The organism is Bacillus cereus group sp. N31, assembly GCF_016483245.1.
In the GTDB taxonomy this organism is placed as follows: Bacteria; Bacillota; Bacilli; order Bacillales; family Bacillaceae_G; genus Bacillus_A; species Bacillus_A toyonensis.
Genome location: NZ_JAEHCH010000014.1, coordinates 61,668 through 82,767 on the forward strand (window position 1 = coordinate 61,668; position 21,100 = coordinate 82,767).

The window sequence follows — 21,100 nt, forward strand, 5'->3', positions numbered from 1 at the left end:
TCGCTAATTGCGAGGTTATTTTTTTATTATTTTACTTTTTTCTTTTTAAACTTGCTTAATACTTCATAAACGATTGGAACGATAAGAAGTGTTAATAACGTTGAACTCGTTAATCCACCAATTACAGTTACACCAAGTCCTTTAGAAATTAAGCCGCTGCCTTCAAATCCTAATGCAAGCGGGATAAGAGCCCCGATTGTTGCAATTGCAGTCATTAAAATTGGACGAAGGCGTGTAGCACCAGCTTCTAGTAATGCTTCACGTGTGGATAAACCTTCATTTTCTTTATGAATAACACGGTCAATAAGCACGATTGCGTTTGTTACAACGATACCGATTAACATAAGCGCACCAATCATTGCAGATACGCTTAACGTTTCACCAGAGATTAGTAAGGCAACGAGTGCACCAATGATTGTGAATGGTAGCGAGAATAAGATCGCAAATGGTGCAAGGGCACCACCAAATGTAACGACAAGAACGAAGTATACAATGGCAATCGCAGCTAACATCGCTAAGCCAAGTTGTTTGAATGATTCTTGAATATCCTTTGTAACGCCTCCCATAGAAACGTCTACACCAGAAGGAAGATCCATTTTATCTACTTCTTTTTGAACTGCAGCAGATGCTTGTGAAACGTCATCCGATGTTAATTTCGCACTAACTTCTGCATAAACGCGACCATCACGATGTTTTACTGTGTTAGAAGTTTCACCTTCTTTTACAGTCATCACATCTTTAACAGCAATTTCATTGCCAAGTGGTGTTGTAATTTTTCGATTTGTTAAATCATCGATTGTATCATAATTTTGTTTTTCAGCTTCTACATATACATTTACATCTTTACCGTCTTTTTTAATTGTTGTTAAAATAGGGCGATCATGTTGATTAGAAAGACCCATTCCAATTTGAGCGGCCGTTAGACCCATTTTACTTAGCTTTTCTTGATCTGCTACTAAAGTGTACTCTGCATATGTTTTTGCAATACTAGAGTCTATGTCTTTTAAATCTTTGTTTTTCTTCATGATATTTTGAAGATCTTTTACGACAGGCTTAATGTCTTCCGAGCTATCTCCGTAAACGTATAGTTTAATTTCATTACTACCGCCACTTGCTCCGAAATCTTGGTTTTTCCATTCGCCTTTTCCAGACATCTTTTGTAAATCTTTCACGACTTGTTCTTTTTCTTTTTCAAAGTTTTTCGTATCGTTATCATATTGAACGAAGAACATTGCTTGATTTGATTGACCAGGACTCATTGGGTTTTCGCCACCTAATGAGAATTGAATTGTTTTGACGTCTTTATTATTTTGGAAGTGCTTCTCAGCTTTCGTTGCAATTTTTTCAACGTCTTCTAATGTTTGACCTGGCTCTGGATTGTATGTTGTAATAATCATTTTTTCTTCTTCAGAAGGTAAGAAGCTTACACCGATAATCGGCACAAGTGCGAGACTACCAACTAATAGAAGGACAGCGATACTTGATGTAATGATTTTATGATTTAAAGCCCATGCAAGTATGCGTTTATAACCGTTTGCTAATTTACTCGGTTTCTCTTCATGATGTACTTCTTTTTCTCTCATGCTCTCTTTTTTAAATAAAGAATGAGCTAGCATTGGTACGATTGTAACTGCTACTAGTAACGATGCTAATAAAGCGAAGACGATAGTTAAGGCGAATGGTAAGAACATTTCACCAATCATACCTTTTACAAGTCCAAGAGGTAAGAATACAGCAATGGTTACAATAGTAGAAGACATAATTGGGACAAACATTTCCTTCGTAGCTTCACGAATTAAATCTTTTCCGCGTAGTTTCTCTTCTGATAACGACATTCTTCGGTAAATATTTTCAATCACAACAATTGAGTCATCGACAACGCGTCCGATAGCGACTGTCATTGCTCCAAGCGTCATAATGTTAAGCGTAATATCCATTTGCTTTATAACTAAAACAGCAATTAATAAAGAAAGTGGTATAGAAACGACAGAGATTAATGTTGTTCGGATATTTCGTAGGAACAACATAATAATAACAATCGCAAAGATAGCCCCGAAAATTGCTTTGCTAAGCATTGTTTCAACTGATTTCTCAATCGGTGCACCTTGGTCGAAGGTTGAGATGATTTCTAAGTCTTTATATTTTTTCTCAAGGTCTTTTACTTTATCTTTCACAGCATTTACAACATCAACCGTATTTGCATCAGCAGCCTTCACAATTTGAATTCCAATGGCTTCTTTTCCATTCGTTCGAGAAATAGATGCTGCTTTCCCAACTTCTTTAATGTCAGCAATTTCGTCTAATGTAACTGTTGGAATTCCATTCATAGCGGCTGGATTCATTTGCGGCGTTTGTGCACCGGCTCCAGCATTTTGATTGCCTTGAGCGCTAGGTGCTGAAGGTACAGCTGGGATTTTTAGCTCTTTTAATGCTTTGATTGTTGTAATATTTCCATCTACAATAACTGATTTTTCCGTGTCTTTAAATGTATATAAGCCAAGTGGTAAAGATACATCCGATCCTTTAATCACATTTTTTACAGTATCTTCACTTAAACCTAATTCTTTCATCTTATCTTTCTTGAAAACAAGTTGTACTTCATCTACTTGTTGACCTGAAATTTGAACAGATGCAACACCATCAAGTCCTTTTAATCCTGGAACAAAATTTTTTTCTACATTTTCTGTTAACGTAGCTAAAGATTCATTTTTACTTGCTACACTTAACGAAATAACAGGAAAGGCATTAAAGTTTACTCGTGAAACTTTCGGATCTTTTACGCCTTCAGGAAGTTTCACATTCGCGAGAGCTTCTTTAATTTCTGTTTCGGCCTTTTCCATATTTTTATCAAAATCATACTCTACTTGAATAGAAGATGCGTTTTGAAAAGATGATGAACTCACAACGTTTACACCGCTTAAATTTTGCAATTGCTCTTCCATCGGTTTTGAAACTTTGTCAGCTACTTCTTCTGGTGTAGCACCAGGATAAACCGTAGTTACTGTTACAACAGGTGTTGTAATATCAGGAATTGTTTCCAGTTTCATATTAAGCCCAGAATATATCCCTGCAATGGTAACAATAATGGTTAGTAGCCAAACTGCGAACTTATTTTTTAATGAGAAATTGATGATTTTGTTCATGTTTGCGCTCCCTTTATATCGTATTGACCAACTGGTCAGTCTAATACATAATATAACTGACTGATTGGTCAGTAGTCAATGAAAAGAGATGGTATAATAAAATCAAATTCGAGTTTATAATATGATGCGAGATTAAACGTAGGAGAGAAGATATGAAAGAAAAAGAGCGCTTAATTATAGAGATGGCTATGAAGTTATTTGCGACTAAGGGTGTAAATGCGACATCAGTGCAGGAAATTGTGACAGCTTGTGGTATATCTAAGGGAGCTTTTTATTTATACTTTAAATCGAAAGATGAGCTTTTATTAGCAACACTTCGATATTATTATGACAAGATTCAAAATAAAATGATGGATATTGAAAAAGAATCACTATTACCGCGTGAAAAATTTGAAAAACAATTGTGCTGCCAGTTTAATGATATACAAAAGCATAAGGAATTTATTATTATGCATGCGAGGGAAAATGCTATTCCATTTAATAAAGAAGTAGAAGAATTTATGATGCGGATGAAATTGGAATCTCATGCATTTTATCGAAATAGTTTGTTGTCTATTTATGGTGACAAGGTTATGCCGTATTTATTAGATTTAGTAATTATGGTAGAAGGGATCTGCCGTGGATATTTAGAATTAATTATTTTACAAGCGCCAGAAATTGATTTGTCCTATGTATCGGCTTTTATTTTAAAAAGGGTGGATCATTTAGTAGATGGACTTATAGAATCTTCGGAAGAACCTGTTTTACATGAAGAAAGACTTGGAGAGTTTCTTTGTAAATCAGAGCTTATTAAAGAACAAGTTAAGGAGCATTTTTTAAAAGAAATAATTGTTTTTAAGCGTACATTAGCTGATCAATTAGAAGATGATGAATTACTTATTACGCTAGATGTTTTAGAGGCAGAAATGAGATTGCCAAATCCAAGGGTCCCAGTCATTCAAGGGATGTTGTCTAATTTAGATGTATACCCAAATTTAAAAGAGTTCCGTTTGAGACTTATGGGGTATTACAATATAAAAAGGTAACAATGATAGTTTTCATTGTTACCTTTTTTATTATGCATTCACTTTTTCTTTTTTCTGTGCAGCCTCTTCTTGTTCAATATTGATAGTTTCTTTCACGATATAAATCGGACGGTTTTTACTTTCGTCATAAATACGAGCAATATACTGACCGACGATTCCAAGACCAAGTAACTGAATACCGCTAAAGAATGTAATAGCAACCATAATGGATGCCCAACCTGTTTGAGTACCATCACCGATGATTTTCACAGTAATTGTATACAGCAAGACAATTATAGAAATGAGAACTGATAATAAGCCTAAAGACATAACAATTCGTAACGGTTTTGTCGAAAAGGCAATGATACCATCTGATGCAAATTTAATCATTTTCTTTAATGGATATTTTGTTTCACCAGCAAAACGCTCGTCACGTTCATATTCAACATACGTTTGGCGGAAGCCAACCCAAGACATCATACCGCGAATAAAGCGATTTCGTTCTGTCATTTGATTGAACACATCAGCAACTTTGCGATCGATGATTCGGAAATCACCTGTATCTTTTGGGATATCGATATCAGACATATAGTTTAAGAATTTATAGAAATATTTAGCAGTTAAAAGTTTAAACCAAGTTTCACCTTTACGTTGTTTACGTTTTGCATAAACAACTTCATATCCTTCTTCCCATTTGGCAATAAGTTCAGGAATAACTTCTGGTGGATCTTGTAAATCTGCATCTATAATTACAAGAGCGTCACCTTTTGCAGCAGCAATACCCGCTGTAACAGCTACTTGGTGTCCGAAGTTGCGTGCAAAATTAACAATTTTTGTACGGTAATCATTTGCTGCAATCTCAGATAAAATGTCCATTGTACGATCTGTACTGCCATCGTTTACAAAGACAAATTCATAATTAATATTATTTTGAAGCATAACGGACTTTAAACGATTATAACATTCCTGTGCTACTTCTTCCTCGAAGTACATAGGAACTACAACCGAAATTAATTTTTCCATGTTGTATCCTCCGTAGTTTTAATAAGTTGCTTAAGTTTAATTGGTAGCCTGTTCAGTTTGGTTGAATGTCCAAATTTTATTAAGGATAAAATTTATAACCATTCCAACACCAATTGCGAAGATTTGTGCAATAAATGCATTAAAGGTAAGTTTATCTACTAATATAAACAAACATAATGTATTAAAAGCCAATACAATTAAATTTACAGTTAGAAACTTAAAGAACATTGACGTGCTTTTATTATTAGGTTTAAACACCCAATTTTTATTCCAATAATAGCTATTGGCAACACCAATTAAATAGGCAATGGTATTCGCAACAAGATAGTTCATCCCGAGCTTTACCAATATCCCAAAACTAATAATTGTAATGAGTGTATTAAAAATTCCTACTAAACCAAACTTTAAGAGTTTTTCCATCATAGTATCCTCATTTTTATAAAATAGAAAATATAGAAAGATAATTCATACATAACAAATACATATTATAACATATTTTATGGTGAAACGTTATTTGTTTTAATTAGGGAAAATATGAAAAGAACGAGCGATATATGTAAAGTCTAGTTATATATATGGTATGATTGATTTACGATCGACAATTAGAAAAGGTATAGTGTGAGCAAAAAAAATGGGTATTTTAGGTTTTTGGGTAGAAATGAAGGGCCCTACATATTCATTACATTTTTGTAAAGGAGATACCACTATTCTTATAGTAATGTATAAAGGAGTAAATTGTATTGAACTTATTTTTAAAAGGAATGTCTACTTTCTCTACACGAGCGGTATATATCATATACGGATTTTTTGCTTCGGTATTATTTATTAATTATTTTTCAGATACACAAAAATATAATTACGTAATATTATTAACGGGTGTTTTATTATTATCTATAGTAGGAAGTTTTATCCTTAGAAAAGGCTCGCTGTATCTAGAAAAATTAAATGAAAAAAAATGCTTTTTCGTTTTAGTAATCGTTTGTTTAGCAGTTAAATTAACATGGGTGCTCAGCTATCAAATTCAGCCATTAGTTGATTATGCTACGTTTTATTATACTGCAGAAGAATTAAGTGAAAGCTTCGTTATTAATAAGAGATACATAGCATTATTTCCACATATTTTTGGTTATGCGTCAGTCTTAAGTATTTTCTTGAAGATATTTGGCTCTAGTTATATGATACCACCTATTTTGAATGTTATCCTAACTACAATATCAATGGGATTAATATATGCTATATCTAGAAAAATTGGTGGGGTAAAAACTGCAATAACAGCAAGTGTTTTATGGATCGCGTTACCTTCGCAAACCATGTATAATATGTTTGCATTGTCAGAGCCGCTCTATTGTACAGTACTGTTGTTGATTTGGATGATTATGATAATCGTTCATGAGAAAATCGCCAATATAAATATAAAAAGATTACTTGTTTATTCCATTTTAATAGCAGCGTTACTTGCATTTATGAATATGGTACGACCAATTGCAGCAGTTCCAATTATAGCTCTAGTGATATGGTTCTTTATTATAGATATAAAGCAAATTGGGAATAAAAAAATATGGTTAAATAAGATAACATATGTAGGGGTTATCGTTGTCGGATACCTTATTTTTTCCTCGGCGATAAATCAGTATATAACATTACGTTTAGGTGAAGAAATAGCATCAACCCCGGGTTATAATATTTATGTAGGATTTAATGAGGAAAGTTCGGGGAAATGGAATAAGCCAGATGCTGAACTATTGTTTTATTATAGTGATAAACCAGGATGGACTGCTGATGATGCTCAACAGAAAATGCTAGAAGAAGCAAAAGAAAGGGTGCAAAGTGGTAATATCGACTTTGTGAAACTATTCTCCGATAAATTCTTTTCGTTTTTAGGTGATGATAGTTCAGCAGTGGACTATGCTGGGCCTGTATTAGATAATATAGTACGATATACTGTAGCATCGAATATGTTTTATTACTTCTTAATTGCTACCTCAATACTAGGTGTATTAGTGGCTATAAAAAATAAAAATAAATCTTCTCTATTTATTATTTGCTTATTTGCAATAGGGCTAACAATGGCACAGTTGTTAGTAGAAGTGGCATCAAGATATCATTATTCAGCTACAATATCAATGGTAATCTTGGCTGCTTTTGGTATAAATCATGCTTTCAATAAAAAAGAGAATATAGATATAAATGAAAAGGCATGAGTTCGGTATTGTACCGGGCTCATGCCTTTTTATTCGGTTTTAATTTGTTTTGATGATTAAAACCTTACTGTATTTTATACTTTTGAGGTTTTTCTATTTGATATAAATCGATAGCATAAATATAGCCCATAGCTTTGAATGATTGTAAAGCTAGGCATGATGAAGTATCGATATCTTGTTTGGTATTCGATTAAGAAATGAACAGTTACGTAACCAATTATTAATAATAAAAATAGTGTGTAATGCGTGTTGTTTTGCTTAGTCAATATGAGATAAAGAAGTGCTAATGTACTGAATAGCATAGATGTAGTATATATATACTTTTCATATTTCGTAAGGTCGTCTTTTAAAGTAATCATATCATTATCTGTGTTCCCAAGTGTTAGTAGACTCCATACTGGAGCGGAGTCGTACTCTGCCCACATGAGTATGAACTTATCACCAAATAACGATAAAACCTTTTGTGGATCAGCTAATCGTTCTTGAATCAGTTTCTTTTCAGCAGCTTTTCGTTCTTCGCCAATCTCAAGGGACATAATATATTCCGCATCTGCTGCAGAATAGCCACCTTTTGTTTCGTGATTAAATCCTACTGTAAACTTCCAGAGAGGATCACGGTTAGATAGTGGATATTGTGTAATTCCCGCAGATATAAACGAATAACTTATAATGTAATGAACAAGGTAAAATACAACGAAAATCCCACAAAGTTTTTTTATAGAAGTGAAAATATCTTGCTTTGATTTCCCTAACATACCGTGTAAAAAGACATAAATAGTTACTGCAATCAAGATTATACCACCAAGCGGACGCATGATGTCCCCTAAGGAAAGTGAAACTCCTATAAAAATCCACATATATTTATGGCTTAATCCTTTTGTAATTAATAAATAAAATCCAAGGTAAAATAGGAACGTGGCAAGATGTTGATTTGTTAGGACTGAGCTCAGCACAATACTTGGGATATATACTGCATATAGTAATCCAGCCACGCGTCCGGACCACTCATTAAATATGTGAGAAGTTATTTTGTAAACGAGAAATGTTGTTCCAGTGCAATAGAATACATTTAAGAGCTTTAGAAGGAAGGTCCCTTCACCAAATAAATTAACAATAAAAGCTTCGTACATTGTAAATCCAAGTTGATAAACCCACGAAGTATAATATATGCTTTGAGCAAAACTAAAATCTCCTTTAGTCGCTTGTAAAGCACCATTGTACATCATACCAAAATCTGATTCGACAGGAGTTTGGATATTAAGAATCCAGATTAATCGAATAGAGAAAGCTAAAATGATAAGTGAAATGGCGAACATTAATTTTGACATATATTTATTGGAAATATAGCCAATTAGTAAAAATAAAATCCCTATTAGAATAATACTTGGGATTATAATAAGTAAACGAGTGTTGGCCTGTTCTCTAACTACATATACTGAGTGCCATGTAATAGCTCCAGAAATAATGAGACATAGCACTAACAATGATTTCACAAAAAATGTATTGAGTTTTAGAAAAAATGAACTTTGCATTATAATTAAAAACTCCTTATTGAATTTTATGGCTATTTTAAGGAAAAATCCCTTTACACACTAAGTGGTGGTGTAAAGGGATGATTTCAGGTGATTAAGAATTTTCTTGGGCCCATTTTTCTACATCCCAAGTTTTTGTTATCCAATCTTCATAAAAATCGGGTTCGTGGCATACAAGAAGAATTGTTCCTTTGTATGCTTTCATCGCCTTTTTTAGTTCCTCTTTTGCTGTAACATCAAGGTGGTTCGTCGGCTCGTCAAATAGTAACCAGTTGCTGTCTTCTCCCATTAGCTTACATAAACGAACCTTTGCTTGTTCACCACCGCTTAATTGGTTCAGTGGACGAGAAATATGTTCATTTTTCAAACCGCATTTTGCTAGCATTGCACGTACTTGGTGTTGGTCCATGCTAGGGAATGTATTCCAAACATCATCAATTGGTGTTATATTATCAGCTTTTACTTCTTGTTCGAAGTATGATGGATTTAAGAAGTCACCAAGACTTGTTTTTCCGCTTAATGGTTTGATCTTACCTAAAATTGTCTTTAATAGTGTTGACTTACCGACCCCATTACATCCAACGATTGCAATTTTTTCACCACGTTCGATTGTCATCGTTAATTTTGGTAATAACGGATGTGTATATCCAATCTCTACATTTTCTCCTTCAAAGACGAATCGGCTACTTGCGCGACTCTCTTTAAATGAGAATTCAGGTTTAATTGCTGTTTCAGGACGATCGATACGTTCCATACGATCGAGTTGTTTTTGACGACTCTTTGCACGACCTGTCGTTGAGTAGCGAGCCTTATTTTTCGCAATAAAATCTTCTTGTTTTTTAATAAATTCTTTTTGTTTTTCGTAAGCATTAATATGTTGGTTTTTATTAATTTCCGCAAGTTCTAGGAATTTTTCATATGTCGCTGTATAACGCGTCATTTTTGTAAACTCTAGATGGAAAATAATATCGACACATTTATTCATAAATTCCGTATCATGGGAAATTAATAGGAATGCATGTGGATATTCTTTTAAATAATTTGTTAACCAATGAATATGTTCAACGTCTAGATAGTTGGTAGGTTCATCTAGTAGTAATACTTCTGGTTGTTCAAGTAGTAATTTTGCAAGTAACACTTTTGTACGTTGTCCACCACTTAATGCGGCAACATCACGATCTAAACCAATTGCGTCAATTCCAAGACCACGCGCTGCTTCCTCAATTTTCATATCTAATAAATAGAAACCCCCTGCTTCAAGAGCATCTTGTATTTCTGCCATTTGCTCAAGAAGCTCTTCTAATTCTTCAGGTGTAGCAGTTCCCATTTTTTCTGTAACTTCATTTAAAGCTTTTTCTTGTTCAAATAAAGGTAAAAACGCATCTGCTAATATGTCACGAATTGTGCGGCCAGGTGTTAAAATTGTATGTTGGTCTAAGTAACCATAATTTGTACCAGGTGTCCATTCAACTCGGCCTTCATCATGGATAAGTTGACCAGTAATTATATTCATAAATGTTGATTTACCAACACCGTTTGCTCCAACTAATCCAACGTGTTCTCCTGCGAGTAAGCGCATGGATACATCTTTAAATAATGTACGATCACCAAATGTATGGCCTAATTTTTCAACAGTTAATAAGCTCATAATGTCCTCCGTTCAATTCTAAATAGTGTCTTGAATCATGATACTAAATTCTTCGATATAATGCTATCATTTCAAAAATGTATATTTTTTCAAATAAGGAGTTGCATTATTTTGGAAAAAATATATAATATAATTGAACAGTGGTTAATTAAATCGTGAGGTATAAAAAATGTCGCCAAGAAGAGCAGTCAAACAAGAGTTAACAAGAGAAATGATTATGAACGTAGCAAGAAATTTATTTGTACAACAAGGATATCAGCACACTTCCATGCGTAAAATTGCGACGGAACTAGGGTATAGCCATGGTTCAATTTATTACCATTTTAAAAATAAAGCTGAACTTTTTTATGCGATGGTAGAACAAGACTTTCAATTGTTAAATGAAAAGTTAGATGAAATTAGTAAAAGAAACTTATCTCGAGAAGAGCAGTTAAAAGCAGTTTTATTTGGTTTTATAGAGTTTGGTTTGAAAAATCAAAGTCATTATGAAATTATGTTTTTAATTAAAAACGATGAGTTAAAGGAATGTTTGGCAGACGGCCCAAATGTTAGTTATGAAAAATTTGCAAAGGTTGTTTTTTCTTTATGTAATAAAAAAATAGATACAATGACGATATGGTCTGTCTTTTTATCATTACATGGGTTTGTCGCACATTATTGCGGAAGTGGGCAAACATTTGAAGAATTAAAGGGGCTTGCTCAAGTGCATGTAGAGTTTATTTCAAAATCGCTTCTAATGTAGGTGATTTTCTTTTTGTTATTAATTAAACAGTGGTTAATTAATTAGAGGGGGAACTTATGATGAGAAAAGCGTTAGTACTGGGAGCATCAGGAGCAATGGGATATGCGATTACAAAGGAGTTATGTAATAGAGGGATTGATGTAGTTGCCTTTGCAAGAAATAAGGAGAAGTTGGAGAATTTATTTCAAGGAGAGGAACATATACAAACAGTAGCAGGAGATGTATTTGTAAAAGAGGATATAATAGATGCCGCGAAAGGTGTAGATGTTATATTCCATGCTGTAAATATCCCATATTCAGATTGGGAAAAGAAGCAACATAAACTATTAAGAAACATATTGGAAGTAGCAAAAGAGAGTGATAGTAAGTTAGGGATCGTTGATAATATTTATGCATATGGAAGGCAAAATCAAAGGCTGGTTAAAGAAGATGCTGAAAAGAATCCTCATACGAAGAAGGGGAAAATACGATTACAACTTGAAGCGATGGCAAAGCAGAGTAGCGTCAAAATGTTTATTGCTCATTTTCCTGATTTTTACGGTCCAAATGCGGAAAGCACACTTGTTCATCATACTTTACATGGCGTACTTGCAAATAAAGTGTCTAGCTTTGTTGGAGATAAGAGAATTGCACGCGAGTATATTTTTACGCCAGATGGTGCAAAAGCGATGGTTGAATTAGCGTTATGTGAGGAGGCTTATGGACAACAGTGGAACATACCAGGTTGCGGTGTCATTACCGGAGAAGAGATGATGCAATATATACGCGAATTGACGGGATATACAAAACAAGTTATGACCGTAAAAAGAGGAATAATAAAGTTAATGGGTTTATTTGATAAGCAGATGAAAGAATATGTAGAAATGCTCTATTTGACAGAAAAACCGGTTGTATTAAGTGGAGAAAAATATGAAATGCTCATTGGGAAAGTACCTAAAACATCTTATCGCGAAGGATTAGAGGAAACAATCTTATCTATGCAAAAGAAATAAAAGGTGTAACCATTTCATAGAAATGGTTACACCTTTTTCATATGAGTTTATTTTAAATATCCACGAATAATCCCGCGTAAACGATTTGCATGGAATTTACGTTTATCATTAGAAATATTTTGTGTCATACGGAATGTGGCAGCAGCAACAGCACGTAAGAAATAAGGGAATCCATAATGTAAGCGAATCACTCTGCCAAAACCGCCAGCATAAGAAATGGCACGTTTTAATGATTGTTCATTTATAACTTCTTCTTTTACAGGATGGTATACGAACAGATCTTTTCTAAATAAACCAGTGTGGTCTTTTTTCATACCGCGTAGAACAAAGTCGGTTTCTTCACCAGCTCCATAAATCGTTCCAGAGCCAACACCTAAATCCTCGTCGAATGTACCTACATCTTGTACAAATTGTTTTGTAAAGAATAGTGTAAAAGAGGGACCTAAAAATCCATATTTGTTATTAAGAATAATGTCTGTATTAGGTGCAAGTATTAAAGAACCAGTTCCTTCAACATTAGTAGTGTTTGTTGATATAAACTGAACATCGTTATTAGAGTTGAAAGTTTCTAATATACTTTCTAAAACATTTGTTTCATAAATACAATCGTCATCTGGAAAAGCGATGATATCGCCATCCGCTACTTTTAATCCAGTATTTCGAGCTCTAGATAACCCTTTAATAGGTGTATAAATGTAGTTAATAGAAAATTTTTCTTTATATTCATCAAAGAGATCCGAGATTGGAGTATCATTTTGATCTACTACGATGAGTTCAAAGTTTTGGTAAGTTTGTTTTTCAAGTGATTTTAGTAAGTCAAGAATATCATCACGTCTGCCACAAGTAGCCATGATTAAAGAGAATTTCAATTTTAACAGCTCCTTTAAGAATTACGTTTAAGCTTTTTTAAATCGTGCTTGTATTTTTTCTATTAGAGTAAAGAGAATTTCATCCTTTGTTAAGAAAAGGATAAGAGCATATGTTAATCCGCATGCTACCATGACTAGGAGAACTTGTAGTATTTGCCCAGATACGAACATACGAATAACGAATGCTATTGGTACAAATGTTAGTGAATAAAATAGATATTTAAGTTTTTGCATATCAAATAATGTATAATTCACTTTTAATTTCTTTTTAACATAAATATATTCAAGTACAATTAATAAACTGTTAGCAATTGTAGTTGTGAAAATTGCTGTCGCTGGTGTAAGCACATGGAAGAATATTAGTGCAATATTAGATGCTAGGTTAATAAACCCGCAAATGAATAAGAAGCGTACTAAAATACCTTCCTTCTTTTTAACATAAATAATTTGATTCGATAAAATAGATTCAATACCAACTGTAATCATATAGAAAGCGAACACAATTAATGTATTACCAGCCCCAGCAAATTCTGATCCACCATAAATGACAACAGCTCCGTGAGCAATGAGCATTAAACCAATTGCGGCGGGAAATAGGGTAATAAAATACACTTTTGAAATTTTGTTTAACAAAGATTCATACTCACTTTCAGATGCATTTCCTGATAAGTAAGAAAGCCGTGGAATCGTTACTTGTACAACGCTTAACATAAGTGTATTAATAATGGTCATAATTTGAAAAGCCATAACGTAGTAAGCGACCTCTGCTTTTCCGGCGTATTCACCTAACACAAGACGATCTAATTGTGTATATAAAATATTAGCATTTGAAAAAATGACGACTAATAGCAACGGTTTTAAATGCGGGATAATGGTTAAGTTAGAAAAATCAAACTTAACTTGGCGTTTCACATATACAAAGCTAATAGAATGATTTAAAAATGTTGATAGTGCTAATAAACCTGCGAATGTTTTATAATCATCCACTCCATGAACTAAGCAGAAAAGCAGTACAACATAAATTAGTCGAACAATAACTGTTTTTTTAGTGATGAAGTCATAATTTTCATACGCTTCATTGAACCATTCCACATAAAATAGATTGGAAATAAAATTGAAGCCAAAAATAAGAAGAACAGGAAATAAGCTTTCATTTCCATATCCAATATAACTAAAGGCTAAAAAAGCACATAAAGCTAAAAGGCTGGTTGTAACATTAATTACATAGAGACTTGTGAATAATTGAGAAACTTTCTTTTTATCATTTTTAATTAAGCTAACTTCACGTAAGCCATATTGATATACACCAAAAACCGCGAATATGAAAAAGTAATTAAAAATAGTTTCAGCAAAGTTAACAGTTCCCATTGAATTGGCTCCTAGCATGCGGTATGCGTATGGACCAACTAAGATGGGAAGTATAATGTTAAACGTATTGAGTAGTATTTTATAAAAAATATTTGAAACAATAGACTTTTGCATAGTTTCACCTTTCCATTAAAGTAATACAATTTAATTAAAATGCGTTTTATATTAAAGTTTTTAAGTAGGGATAATTACTTCAACTAAAATGAAATTGTTTTTCGTTGGTAAAGAATAATGATCGTTTTTTATTGTATTTTGATATAGTAAAAAACAATGCGTTTTCTACACAACTTGCAAATTTTTAAATTAGTTTGCTGACCGCCCGTATAAGTGTACCTTACATAAACTTTGTAAAGCAACTATTCCTCGATTAGAAGCGAGTTATAAATAGAACTTTATACACTAGAAAAAGTTAATATTGAAATAGCCTAGCCAAGACATGTATAAAAATATTACATAGTATTTGTGAAAAGACGTAGAGATTGTATGAGAGACTTGAACTGTTTATAAAGAAATGAGCGAATACAATTTAGTTATCCGCTCAGAAGGTATTTTCGATATTGAAATTTTAAACACTCCAAGGCTTATTTAAAGTTAATACCTCAGCCATTTCTTTGCTTTTTAAACGTCCTTTTTTTCGGGTCTCAGCACGTTCGGAACCAGTTTTATGCAACCAATGTTCTTCCTCAGTTTCTGGTAATACTTGAGGTACAGAAGAAGGTTTTCCATCTTGTAATGCTACGAATGTAATAAAGCAAGTAGCAGCGATACGGCGTTCTCCCTCTAATAAATTTTCTGCAATTATTTTTACGAAGACTTCCATAGATGATTTCCCAGTATAGCAAACAAATGCCTCATAACAAACAGAGTCAGCTTGATGAATAGGTGTTAAAAAATCAACAGAATCAATGGATGCTGTCACACAATGCTTGCGACTATGCCTTGCTGCTGCAATAGAAGCAATACTATCAATTTCAGCCAATAATTTGCCACCAAATAATGTTTGATGGTTGTTTAAATCATTTGGAAAAACACGTGTTGTTTTAATTGCTTTTGATTCTCTCATAAATTTCTTTTCCATATATTCAGCCCCTAGTGTACATTTTCAATCAGAGTGACATGTTCTTTATGACATAAAAGGAAGGTTAGTTCCTATTTGATTTTACCGGGTATTTAAACAAGTAAAATGTATGAGTAGAGGAGTAATAATACTTTTGAAAGTATATTCATGTAACTGAAAGAAAATTTATTTTGTCTAAAGTGTAGTGTAAAAGAGGATTCGCTTACATTGCAAGTGAAAAAGTAATGACTATATATTTGTCATAGAAATTCCCTATCAGCCGTGTACCTATTCATGATAGAATCGTTTTGTTATGAATGGAGATAGAGGTGCAATGGACATATGAATCATATACAAACAAATTTTTCGTCTTTTTTCAGTAAAATAATGATTGGTGCGATGCTCGCATTTTTTGTTTATAGTTGTTGGTCAGCGTTTGAAACAAGTAAGCAATTTTTTGGAGGAAGTACAACGAGTGTAACAATCGTATTGGCAATTTTCGTCATCCTCATATTGTTAGTGGCATCAATTTTACAATATCGTTTTACAGATAAACAATTTTTTATTTTTCTTATGAGCGTATCTATAGTTGTGAGAGTTAGTATGGTTTTATTTGTAGATGTTCCGATCATCGGTGATATGAAAGCGATGTATGAGTCTGCAAAGCAGATTGCAATTGGCAATAATATAGAGAATGTAACACAGTTACCCTTTATCATTTATGAATCGATAGTTATTCGTATATTTGGTGATACGGTATTTGTTTTACAGTTATTTAATATTTTGTTCTGTACAGGAACTGCATTTTTAATTTATCGTATTGCCGCTATGGTTTTTGGGGAAGAATGTGGTCGCATTGCGTCCGTATTTTACGCTTTATATATTCCAAATATATTTATGAGTTCCTTATTAGCGCCTGAGTCGCTCGCAATATGCTTATTTTATTTTGCTTGTTACATACTTTTATATAAAGGATTAGATCATCCTTATATGTGGGTGCTTTCAGCGACATTATTTGCATTTAGCAATATGTTGTTCCCAATGGGGTTATTTCTTCCTATTTTTATTGCGGTATATGTGTTGTTAATTGAATTGTTTCAATCCGCAACGAAACAAAAAATACTATTAAAGATGATAGGGATGCTTATTCTATTTTATAGTGTTCATTTTGGCGTGAGTTACGGAATTAAGACGATGGGAATGTCACAATATACGATTTCGAATGAGACGTATGTTCAATCGGTTTTAATCGGTAAAAATCAAAAAAAGGAAAAAATACCGGAAAATCAAACTGTAATAGAACATATTGATCAAAAGTTAAAAGAGATTGAGAGTGAAAGATTTAAACTGCTAAAACCAGTAATGAATCAGTTTTCAGATGAGGGGATAAATTCTATCCTATTCAAATGTGAAAAGCTGATATATATAGCAATAACCTTATTCATGGCTATAGCTTTATTACATTTCCTTATTAAGAAACAAAAGAATGAAGGATACATGTTGTTCTTATTGTTGATTAGCGGATATGTATTGCTAAAAATCTTTCAAGTAGATATGGCATACTATAATATTATTATGCCAGCATTGTTTATTTTACAAAGCTTTGGTGTCTATATGAGTTATGTATATTGTCAAAAAATATTTTTTAGAAAATAAAAAGAATCCAAAATGGATTCTTTTTTTATTGTTAGATGATGAAAAATCGTTATTAATATAAGCTTGGCCTTATCGGTTTAGTTCTAGTTGTAGACTATCAGCTGTTAGAGCCATTTTTGAAGAATCGTCTTGAATGCCCTTCATTACTTGCGAAATAGCTTCTAATTCATTTTCAATTTTTTTATTCTGTTCTTTCGAATTAGACATATCTTTTACGATTTCATGGAAGTATTGATCTGTCGCGTACATACTATCGGTTCCTTCAGATACGAGAGAACTAATTTGTTTTACAGAAGAAGAAACATGAATAATCTGTTCATTTGTTTTTTCAACGAGTTTTGTAACGTTGGAGATCGATTCTTTCGTTTGCTCTGATAATTTTCGGATTTCTCCAGCTACAACAGAAAAACCTTTGCCAAACTCTCCAGCACGTGCAGATTCAATAGCAGCGTTTAGTGCTAGTAAATTTGTTTGCTCTGCAATTGAATTAACGATATCTATGATTTCGTTAATTTTGTTAGAAATATTGAGAAGTTCATGAGTATCTGTAATGATAGTTTCCATATTTGTTTGAATGTATCCCATTCGTTTGTTTTGCTGATTTAATTGTTCTTTACCTTTATTAGCTTTTTCTTCTGATGTTGTTGCTAATGATGTACCGGTTTTGGCAATCTCTACAATAGTTTCGGATTTAGCAGTTAACTTTTGAATAGAAGAGCTTGTTTTTTCAGATACAGCTGCTAGTTCATTTGCAATATGTGTAATTGTCATAGCCGTTATTTCTTTTTCTTTTTCATGTTCTTTTTGAATTTGTTCATACTCAGATTCATAAGCTGCAAGAACAAGCTCTTGTTCAAGTGTGAATAATTTGTTTATTACATTTATAGAATATGAAAAATCATCGATTATTGTAATCTTTGTTTGTAAAATCTTTATGATGGAACGGAATAATTCTTGATAGGCAGCCGTATACCATTTTCTATGTAAGCCAATTTGAACATGTCTTTTGGCAATTCTGACACGTTGTTCAATAAAATCTTCGTGCATATCTCCACTGAATAATTCTTTAATATGTGTTTTTAAAGTTTGTTTTAGTTTTGGAATAGAGCTGTAACGTTCAATAATAGTAATTAAATTAGGTTGTTTTGTAATATTGGCATAGAATTTTTCTGTAATCCAATCTATTTCCTCATAAATAAAGGGCTGTAGTACTTTTACAATTTGTAAATCTTCCTTTGAAATATGTAGCATATCCATTTGAATCCTTAATTCGGAATTAGCAGGTACGTTAAAGGTTATTTGTTGTGCCTTACTTAATTCAATTATACTGGTGTTTGTTTTATGAGTATGTTTTTTAAAAACCCCAAGCATCGTTCTTCCCCCTGTTTGTGAAGCGTTTTCATTTTTGTTTCTAATATAATTATATATTTTTATATTCAATTACTCTATATCTGTGTATAGAATAGTATATAAATTAAGAGAATTCTATGTAGAATTCTCTTAATGACCTTTATTAACTTTAGCATGTGTTTTAAAGAAAACAGGGAAATGTACATTATATATTACAGTGACGACACGAATAATGAATGTTACTAATAAACAAACATAGAAAGCTAATACGTGCGCCCCCATTGCATGTGTGATTAAGAAGCTAATTGCTCCTAATATAGAAGCGATTGCGTAAATTTCTTTTCGGAATACGTAAGGGATATCTTGGGCGCATATATCACGCAAAATACCGCCTCCAATCCCCGTAATGACTCCCATTGAAACAACTAAAAATGAGGCATCAACATGATGTGACATTGCCGCATTTGCACCAATGGCTGTAAAAACACCTAAGCCAACAGCATCAGAAAGCATAATAACGACTTGAAGTTTATTGATACGCTCAAAAAACATACAAGTAAATAGTGCTGATAATACGCTTACGAAAAAGTAAATAGGTTTTACAAATGCGACAGGAGGCAGGTTACCGATCATAATATCACGAATAATACCGCCGCCGAGCGCAGTAGCTACAGCTAAACAAAGGACACCGAATAAATCTAAATCTTTTTTTAAACCAACTAATGTACCAGAAATAGCAGCGGCGATAATGCCAAGAAACGTAAATATGTCGATTAATAACATGGCTGTAATCCCTTCCTCCTAAAGATGTTCCAGAGAAAAAATATACACTAAAGTTATGTAAATAACAATGCATTTTCGTTACATGTAGAAAAAAAGAAAAAATAAGGAAGGAAAGCGTTTGAAAATGCAAATTTAATTTTTTTTATGAGGTAAGGTTGGATAGAAATGTGAGACGTTTAATTAAAAAATATATGTTATAATACATATTTGAGATGAGAAAAATAATAATAATTGTATAGAGTTAATTTAGGTATAAGTTATGGAGGTTCTAGATGTTAAGGGAAAATAGTACAAGTAATAAATTTGAAAATTTTCTATTAATCTTTATTTTGTTGCAACCCATTTTAGATTTGCTTACAGCATTCTGTATAATGGTTTTAAAAATTGATACGACTATTGGAGTTATTACACGTTTATTCGTTATGCTTCTAGGTGGAATATATATTTTAATTCAAACAAAGAAGAGAGAGAGTATAAAATATATATCGTATATAATTCTAGTTGGAATTATTTTCACTATTGGGTTAATAAATAATAAATTTACAAAGAACCCTATGGTGTTTACAGAAGAAGTTAAGTTTATAGCAAAAGCTTTATATCCGTTTGTTATGCTTACTTGTTATGTGTTTGTTTTTAAATCTTTAAAAGAAAAAAGACATTCAAAAATGCTTGAATATATTACGTATGCATCGTTAATCATAGGAATAGTAATGGTAGTTTCGATTGCAACGGGAACAGATTACAATAGTTATACGTGGTTGAAATTGGGGTCTCGTGGTTGGTTTTATGCAGGTAACGAGCTAGGATCTATTTTAGCCATCATGTGCCCAATTGTTATTTTGTATTCAATTGAAAAAACAAAAAGTATAGGTAAAGTATATTATTGGATTCCTTCAGTTTTAGTTGTCTATTCACTATTCGCAATTGGAACGAAGGTTGGTGTAGGAGCCATCTTTGTGGCAATGGCTATTGCAGTTGTTATGTGCTTTATCCAGGGATATACACAGCGTAAAGATGGCAAGAAAAATGTCTATTTATTAAATGGTTTTATTGCAATGACTGTTTTTGTAGGCATAATGGCATATACACCTTTTTCGCCATTCATGAAAAACATGGGATTCCATTTCCAATTTATTGAACAGCAACAGAGTGCGAAAAATGAAGAGAGAAAGAAAGAGGAAGCGAAAGAGCATAAACCTCCAGTGACAGAGAAAGAAAAGGAACAAGAAAAAGAAAGAGAGAAAGAAAAAGAGAAAGAAAAAGTAGCTGAGAAAAAGGAAGAAACTCAAGCTATTATTTTTAGTGGACGTCAAATATTCGAGCAAATGTATAAAGATTTTTATAAGGAAGCCCCAATGTCTCAAAAATTATTAGGTATGGGTTATGCTGGTAACTATAAAGCAGATCCGAAATTAATTGAACGTGATTTTCATGATTGGTTCTATTCATTCGGAATTATAGGATTTATTTTACTGGTAGTTCCGTTCGTATACTTTGGTATTAAATTTATCGCATGTGTATTTACTAAGTTTAAACAAATATTTACAGTAAGGTACGCAATGGTAATTGCAGCGATCCTGTTAGGATTAGGTATCTCATTTATCGCGGGGCATATTTTAATGGCACCTGGAGTAAGTTTTTACTTAGTATTACTCATGGCATATTTAATAGTTGACTTGGAAATTGAATGATAGAAAAATAAAAGCTAGCATATGTTAGCTTTTATTTTTGT

General features: G+C 32.8%; 16 protein-coding genes and 1 pseudogene. 6 read left to right on the plus strand and 11 right to left on the minus strand.

The features are described from left to right. Positions 1-26 precede the first annotated feature (26 nt). A complete protein-coding gene (locus JDS81_RS17630) occupies positions 27-3,143 on the minus strand; it encodes an efflux RND transporter permease subunit (RefSeq protein ID WP_097954060.1) in 3,117 nt (1,038 codons plus the stop codon). 152 nt (positions 3,144-3,295) lie between these two features. Between JDS81_RS17630 and JDS81_RS17635 the strand changes: the two genes are divergently transcribed. Next, positions 3,296-4,168 carry a TetR/AcrR family transcriptional regulator gene (locus tag JDS81_RS17635; RefSeq protein ID WP_000659604.1) on the plus strand — a complete coding sequence of 291 codons (873 nt, stop codon included), beginning with the start codon at positions 3,296-3,298 and terminating at the stop codon, positions 4,166-4,168. A 30-nt stretch (positions 4,169-4,198) separates the two neighbouring features. Here JDS81_RS17635 and JDS81_RS17640 read toward each other — a convergent pair whose 3' ends face one another. Continuing rightward, positions 4,199-5,170 (minus strand): glycosyltransferase family 2 protein, encoded by a 972-nt coding sequence (locus JDS81_RS17640; RefSeq protein WP_097954061.1) that lies wholly within the window; start codon positions 5,168-5,170, stop codon positions 4,199-4,201. A 36-nt stretch (positions 5,171-5,206) separates the two neighbouring features. Continuing rightward, positions 5,207-5,590 (minus strand): GtrA family protein, encoded by a 384-nt coding sequence (locus JDS81_RS17645; protein WP_000413274.1) that lies wholly within the window; start codon positions 5,588-5,590, stop codon positions 5,207-5,209. Between the two features lie 320 nt (positions 5,591-5,910). Here JDS81_RS17645 and JDS81_RS17650 point away from each other — a divergent pair, with 320 nt between their 5' ends. Further along, positions 5,911-7,371: a glycosyltransferase family 39 protein gene (locus tag JDS81_RS17650; RefSeq protein ID WP_001048187.1), complete on the plus strand. Its 1,461-nt coding sequence runs from the start codon at positions 5,911-5,913 to the stop codon at positions 7,369-7,371. Between the two features lie 74 nt (positions 7,372-7,445). Here JDS81_RS17650 and JDS81_RS17655 read toward each other — a convergent pair whose 3' ends face one another. Further along, the gene (locus tag JDS81_RS17655) at positions 7,446-8,903 is read right to left on the minus strand and encodes a glycosyltransferase family 39 protein (protein ID WP_001191900.1); all 1,458 of its coding nucleotides are present in this window, start codon (positions 8,901-8,903) and stop codon (positions 7,446-7,448) included. Between the two features lie 94 nt (positions 8,904-8,997). Continuing rightward, the gene (locus JDS81_RS17660; RefSeq protein ID WP_000055386.1) at positions 8,998-10,551 is read right to left on the minus strand and encodes an ABC-F family ATP-binding cassette domain-containing protein; all 1,554 of its coding nucleotides are present in this window, start codon (positions 10,549-10,551) and stop codon (positions 8,998-9,000) included. A 169-nt stretch (positions 10,552-10,720) separates the two neighbouring features. Between JDS81_RS17660 and JDS81_RS17665 the strand changes: the two genes are divergently transcribed. Together JDS81_RS17665 and JDS81_RS17670 are read left to right on the plus strand one after the other, a co-directional pair. Then, positions 10,721-11,293, plus strand: a complete 573-nt coding sequence (locus JDS81_RS17665) for a TetR/AcrR family transcriptional regulator (protein ID WP_016107332.1) — start codon at positions 10,721-10,723, stop codon at positions 11,291-11,293. A 56-nt stretch (positions 11,294-11,349) separates the two neighbouring features. Continuing rightward, positions 11,350-12,285, plus strand: coding sequence for an SDR family NAD(P)-dependent oxidoreductase (locus JDS81_RS17670; RefSeq protein WP_002046064.1), 936 nt, complete (start codon positions 11,350-11,352; stop codon positions 12,283-12,285). A 47-nt stretch (positions 12,286-12,332) separates the two neighbouring features. Here JDS81_RS17670 and JDS81_RS17675 read toward each other — a convergent pair whose 3' ends face one another. From JDS81_RS17675 to JDS81_RS17685, 3 genes are all read right to left on the minus strand, one after another. After that, the gene (locus tag JDS81_RS17675) at positions 12,333-13,154 is read right to left on the minus strand and encodes a glycosyltransferase family 2 protein (RefSeq protein WP_000672689.1); all 822 of its coding nucleotides are present in this window, start codon (positions 13,152-13,154) and stop codon (positions 12,333-12,335) included. A gap of 27 nt (positions 13,155-13,181) precedes the next feature. Further along, a complete protein-coding gene (locus JDS81_RS17680; protein ID WP_016107330.1) occupies positions 13,182-14,636 on the minus strand; it encodes an oligosaccharide flippase family protein in 1,455 nt (484 codons plus the stop codon). Positions 14,637-15,087: 451 nt separating this feature from the next. Beyond that, positions 15,088-15,600, minus strand: a complete 513-nt coding sequence (locus tag JDS81_RS17685) for an acyl-CoA thioesterase (RefSeq protein WP_000412115.1) — start codon at positions 15,598-15,600, stop codon at positions 15,088-15,090. Between the two features lie 321 nt (positions 15,601-15,921). On the opposite strand from JDS81_RS17685, the gene JDS81_RS17690 reads away from it, so the two are divergent. Continuing rightward, positions 15,922-17,235 carry an ArnT family glycosyltransferase gene (locus tag JDS81_RS17690; RefSeq protein WP_097954063.1) on the plus strand — a complete coding sequence of 438 codons (1,314 nt, stop codon included), beginning with the start codon at positions 15,922-15,924 and terminating at the stop codon, positions 17,233-17,235. A 69-nt stretch (positions 17,236-17,304) separates the two neighbouring features. Here the strand turns inward: JDS81_RS17690 and JDS81_RS31085 are convergent, their stop codons facing one another. From JDS81_RS31085 to JDS81_RS17700, 3 genes and pseudogenes are all read right to left on the minus strand, one after another. Next, entirely contained in the window at positions 17,305-18,006 is a 702-nt protein-coding gene (locus JDS81_RS31085) for a methyl-accepting chemotaxis protein (RefSeq protein WP_374221161.1), read from the minus strand. Between the two features lie 102 nt (positions 18,007-18,108). Next, positions 18,109-18,606: pseudogene (locus tag JDS81_RS31090) on the minus strand (protoglobin family protein); the annotation flags it as partial. 129 nt (positions 18,607-18,735) lie between these two features. After that, positions 18,736-19,368: a trimeric intracellular cation channel family protein gene (locus JDS81_RS17700; RefSeq protein ID WP_097954065.1), complete on the minus strand. Its 633-nt coding sequence runs from the start codon at positions 19,366-19,368 to the stop codon at positions 18,736-18,738. Positions 19,369-19,640: 272 nt separating this feature from the next. Here JDS81_RS17700 and JDS81_RS17705 point away from each other — a divergent pair, with 272 nt between their 5' ends. Continuing rightward, complete coding sequence (locus tag JDS81_RS17705; RefSeq protein WP_097954066.1) at positions 19,641-21,059, plus strand: O-antigen ligase family protein; 1,419 nt, start codon at positions 19,641-19,643, stop codon at positions 21,057-21,059. Positions 21,060-21,100: the final 41 nt, after the last annotated feature.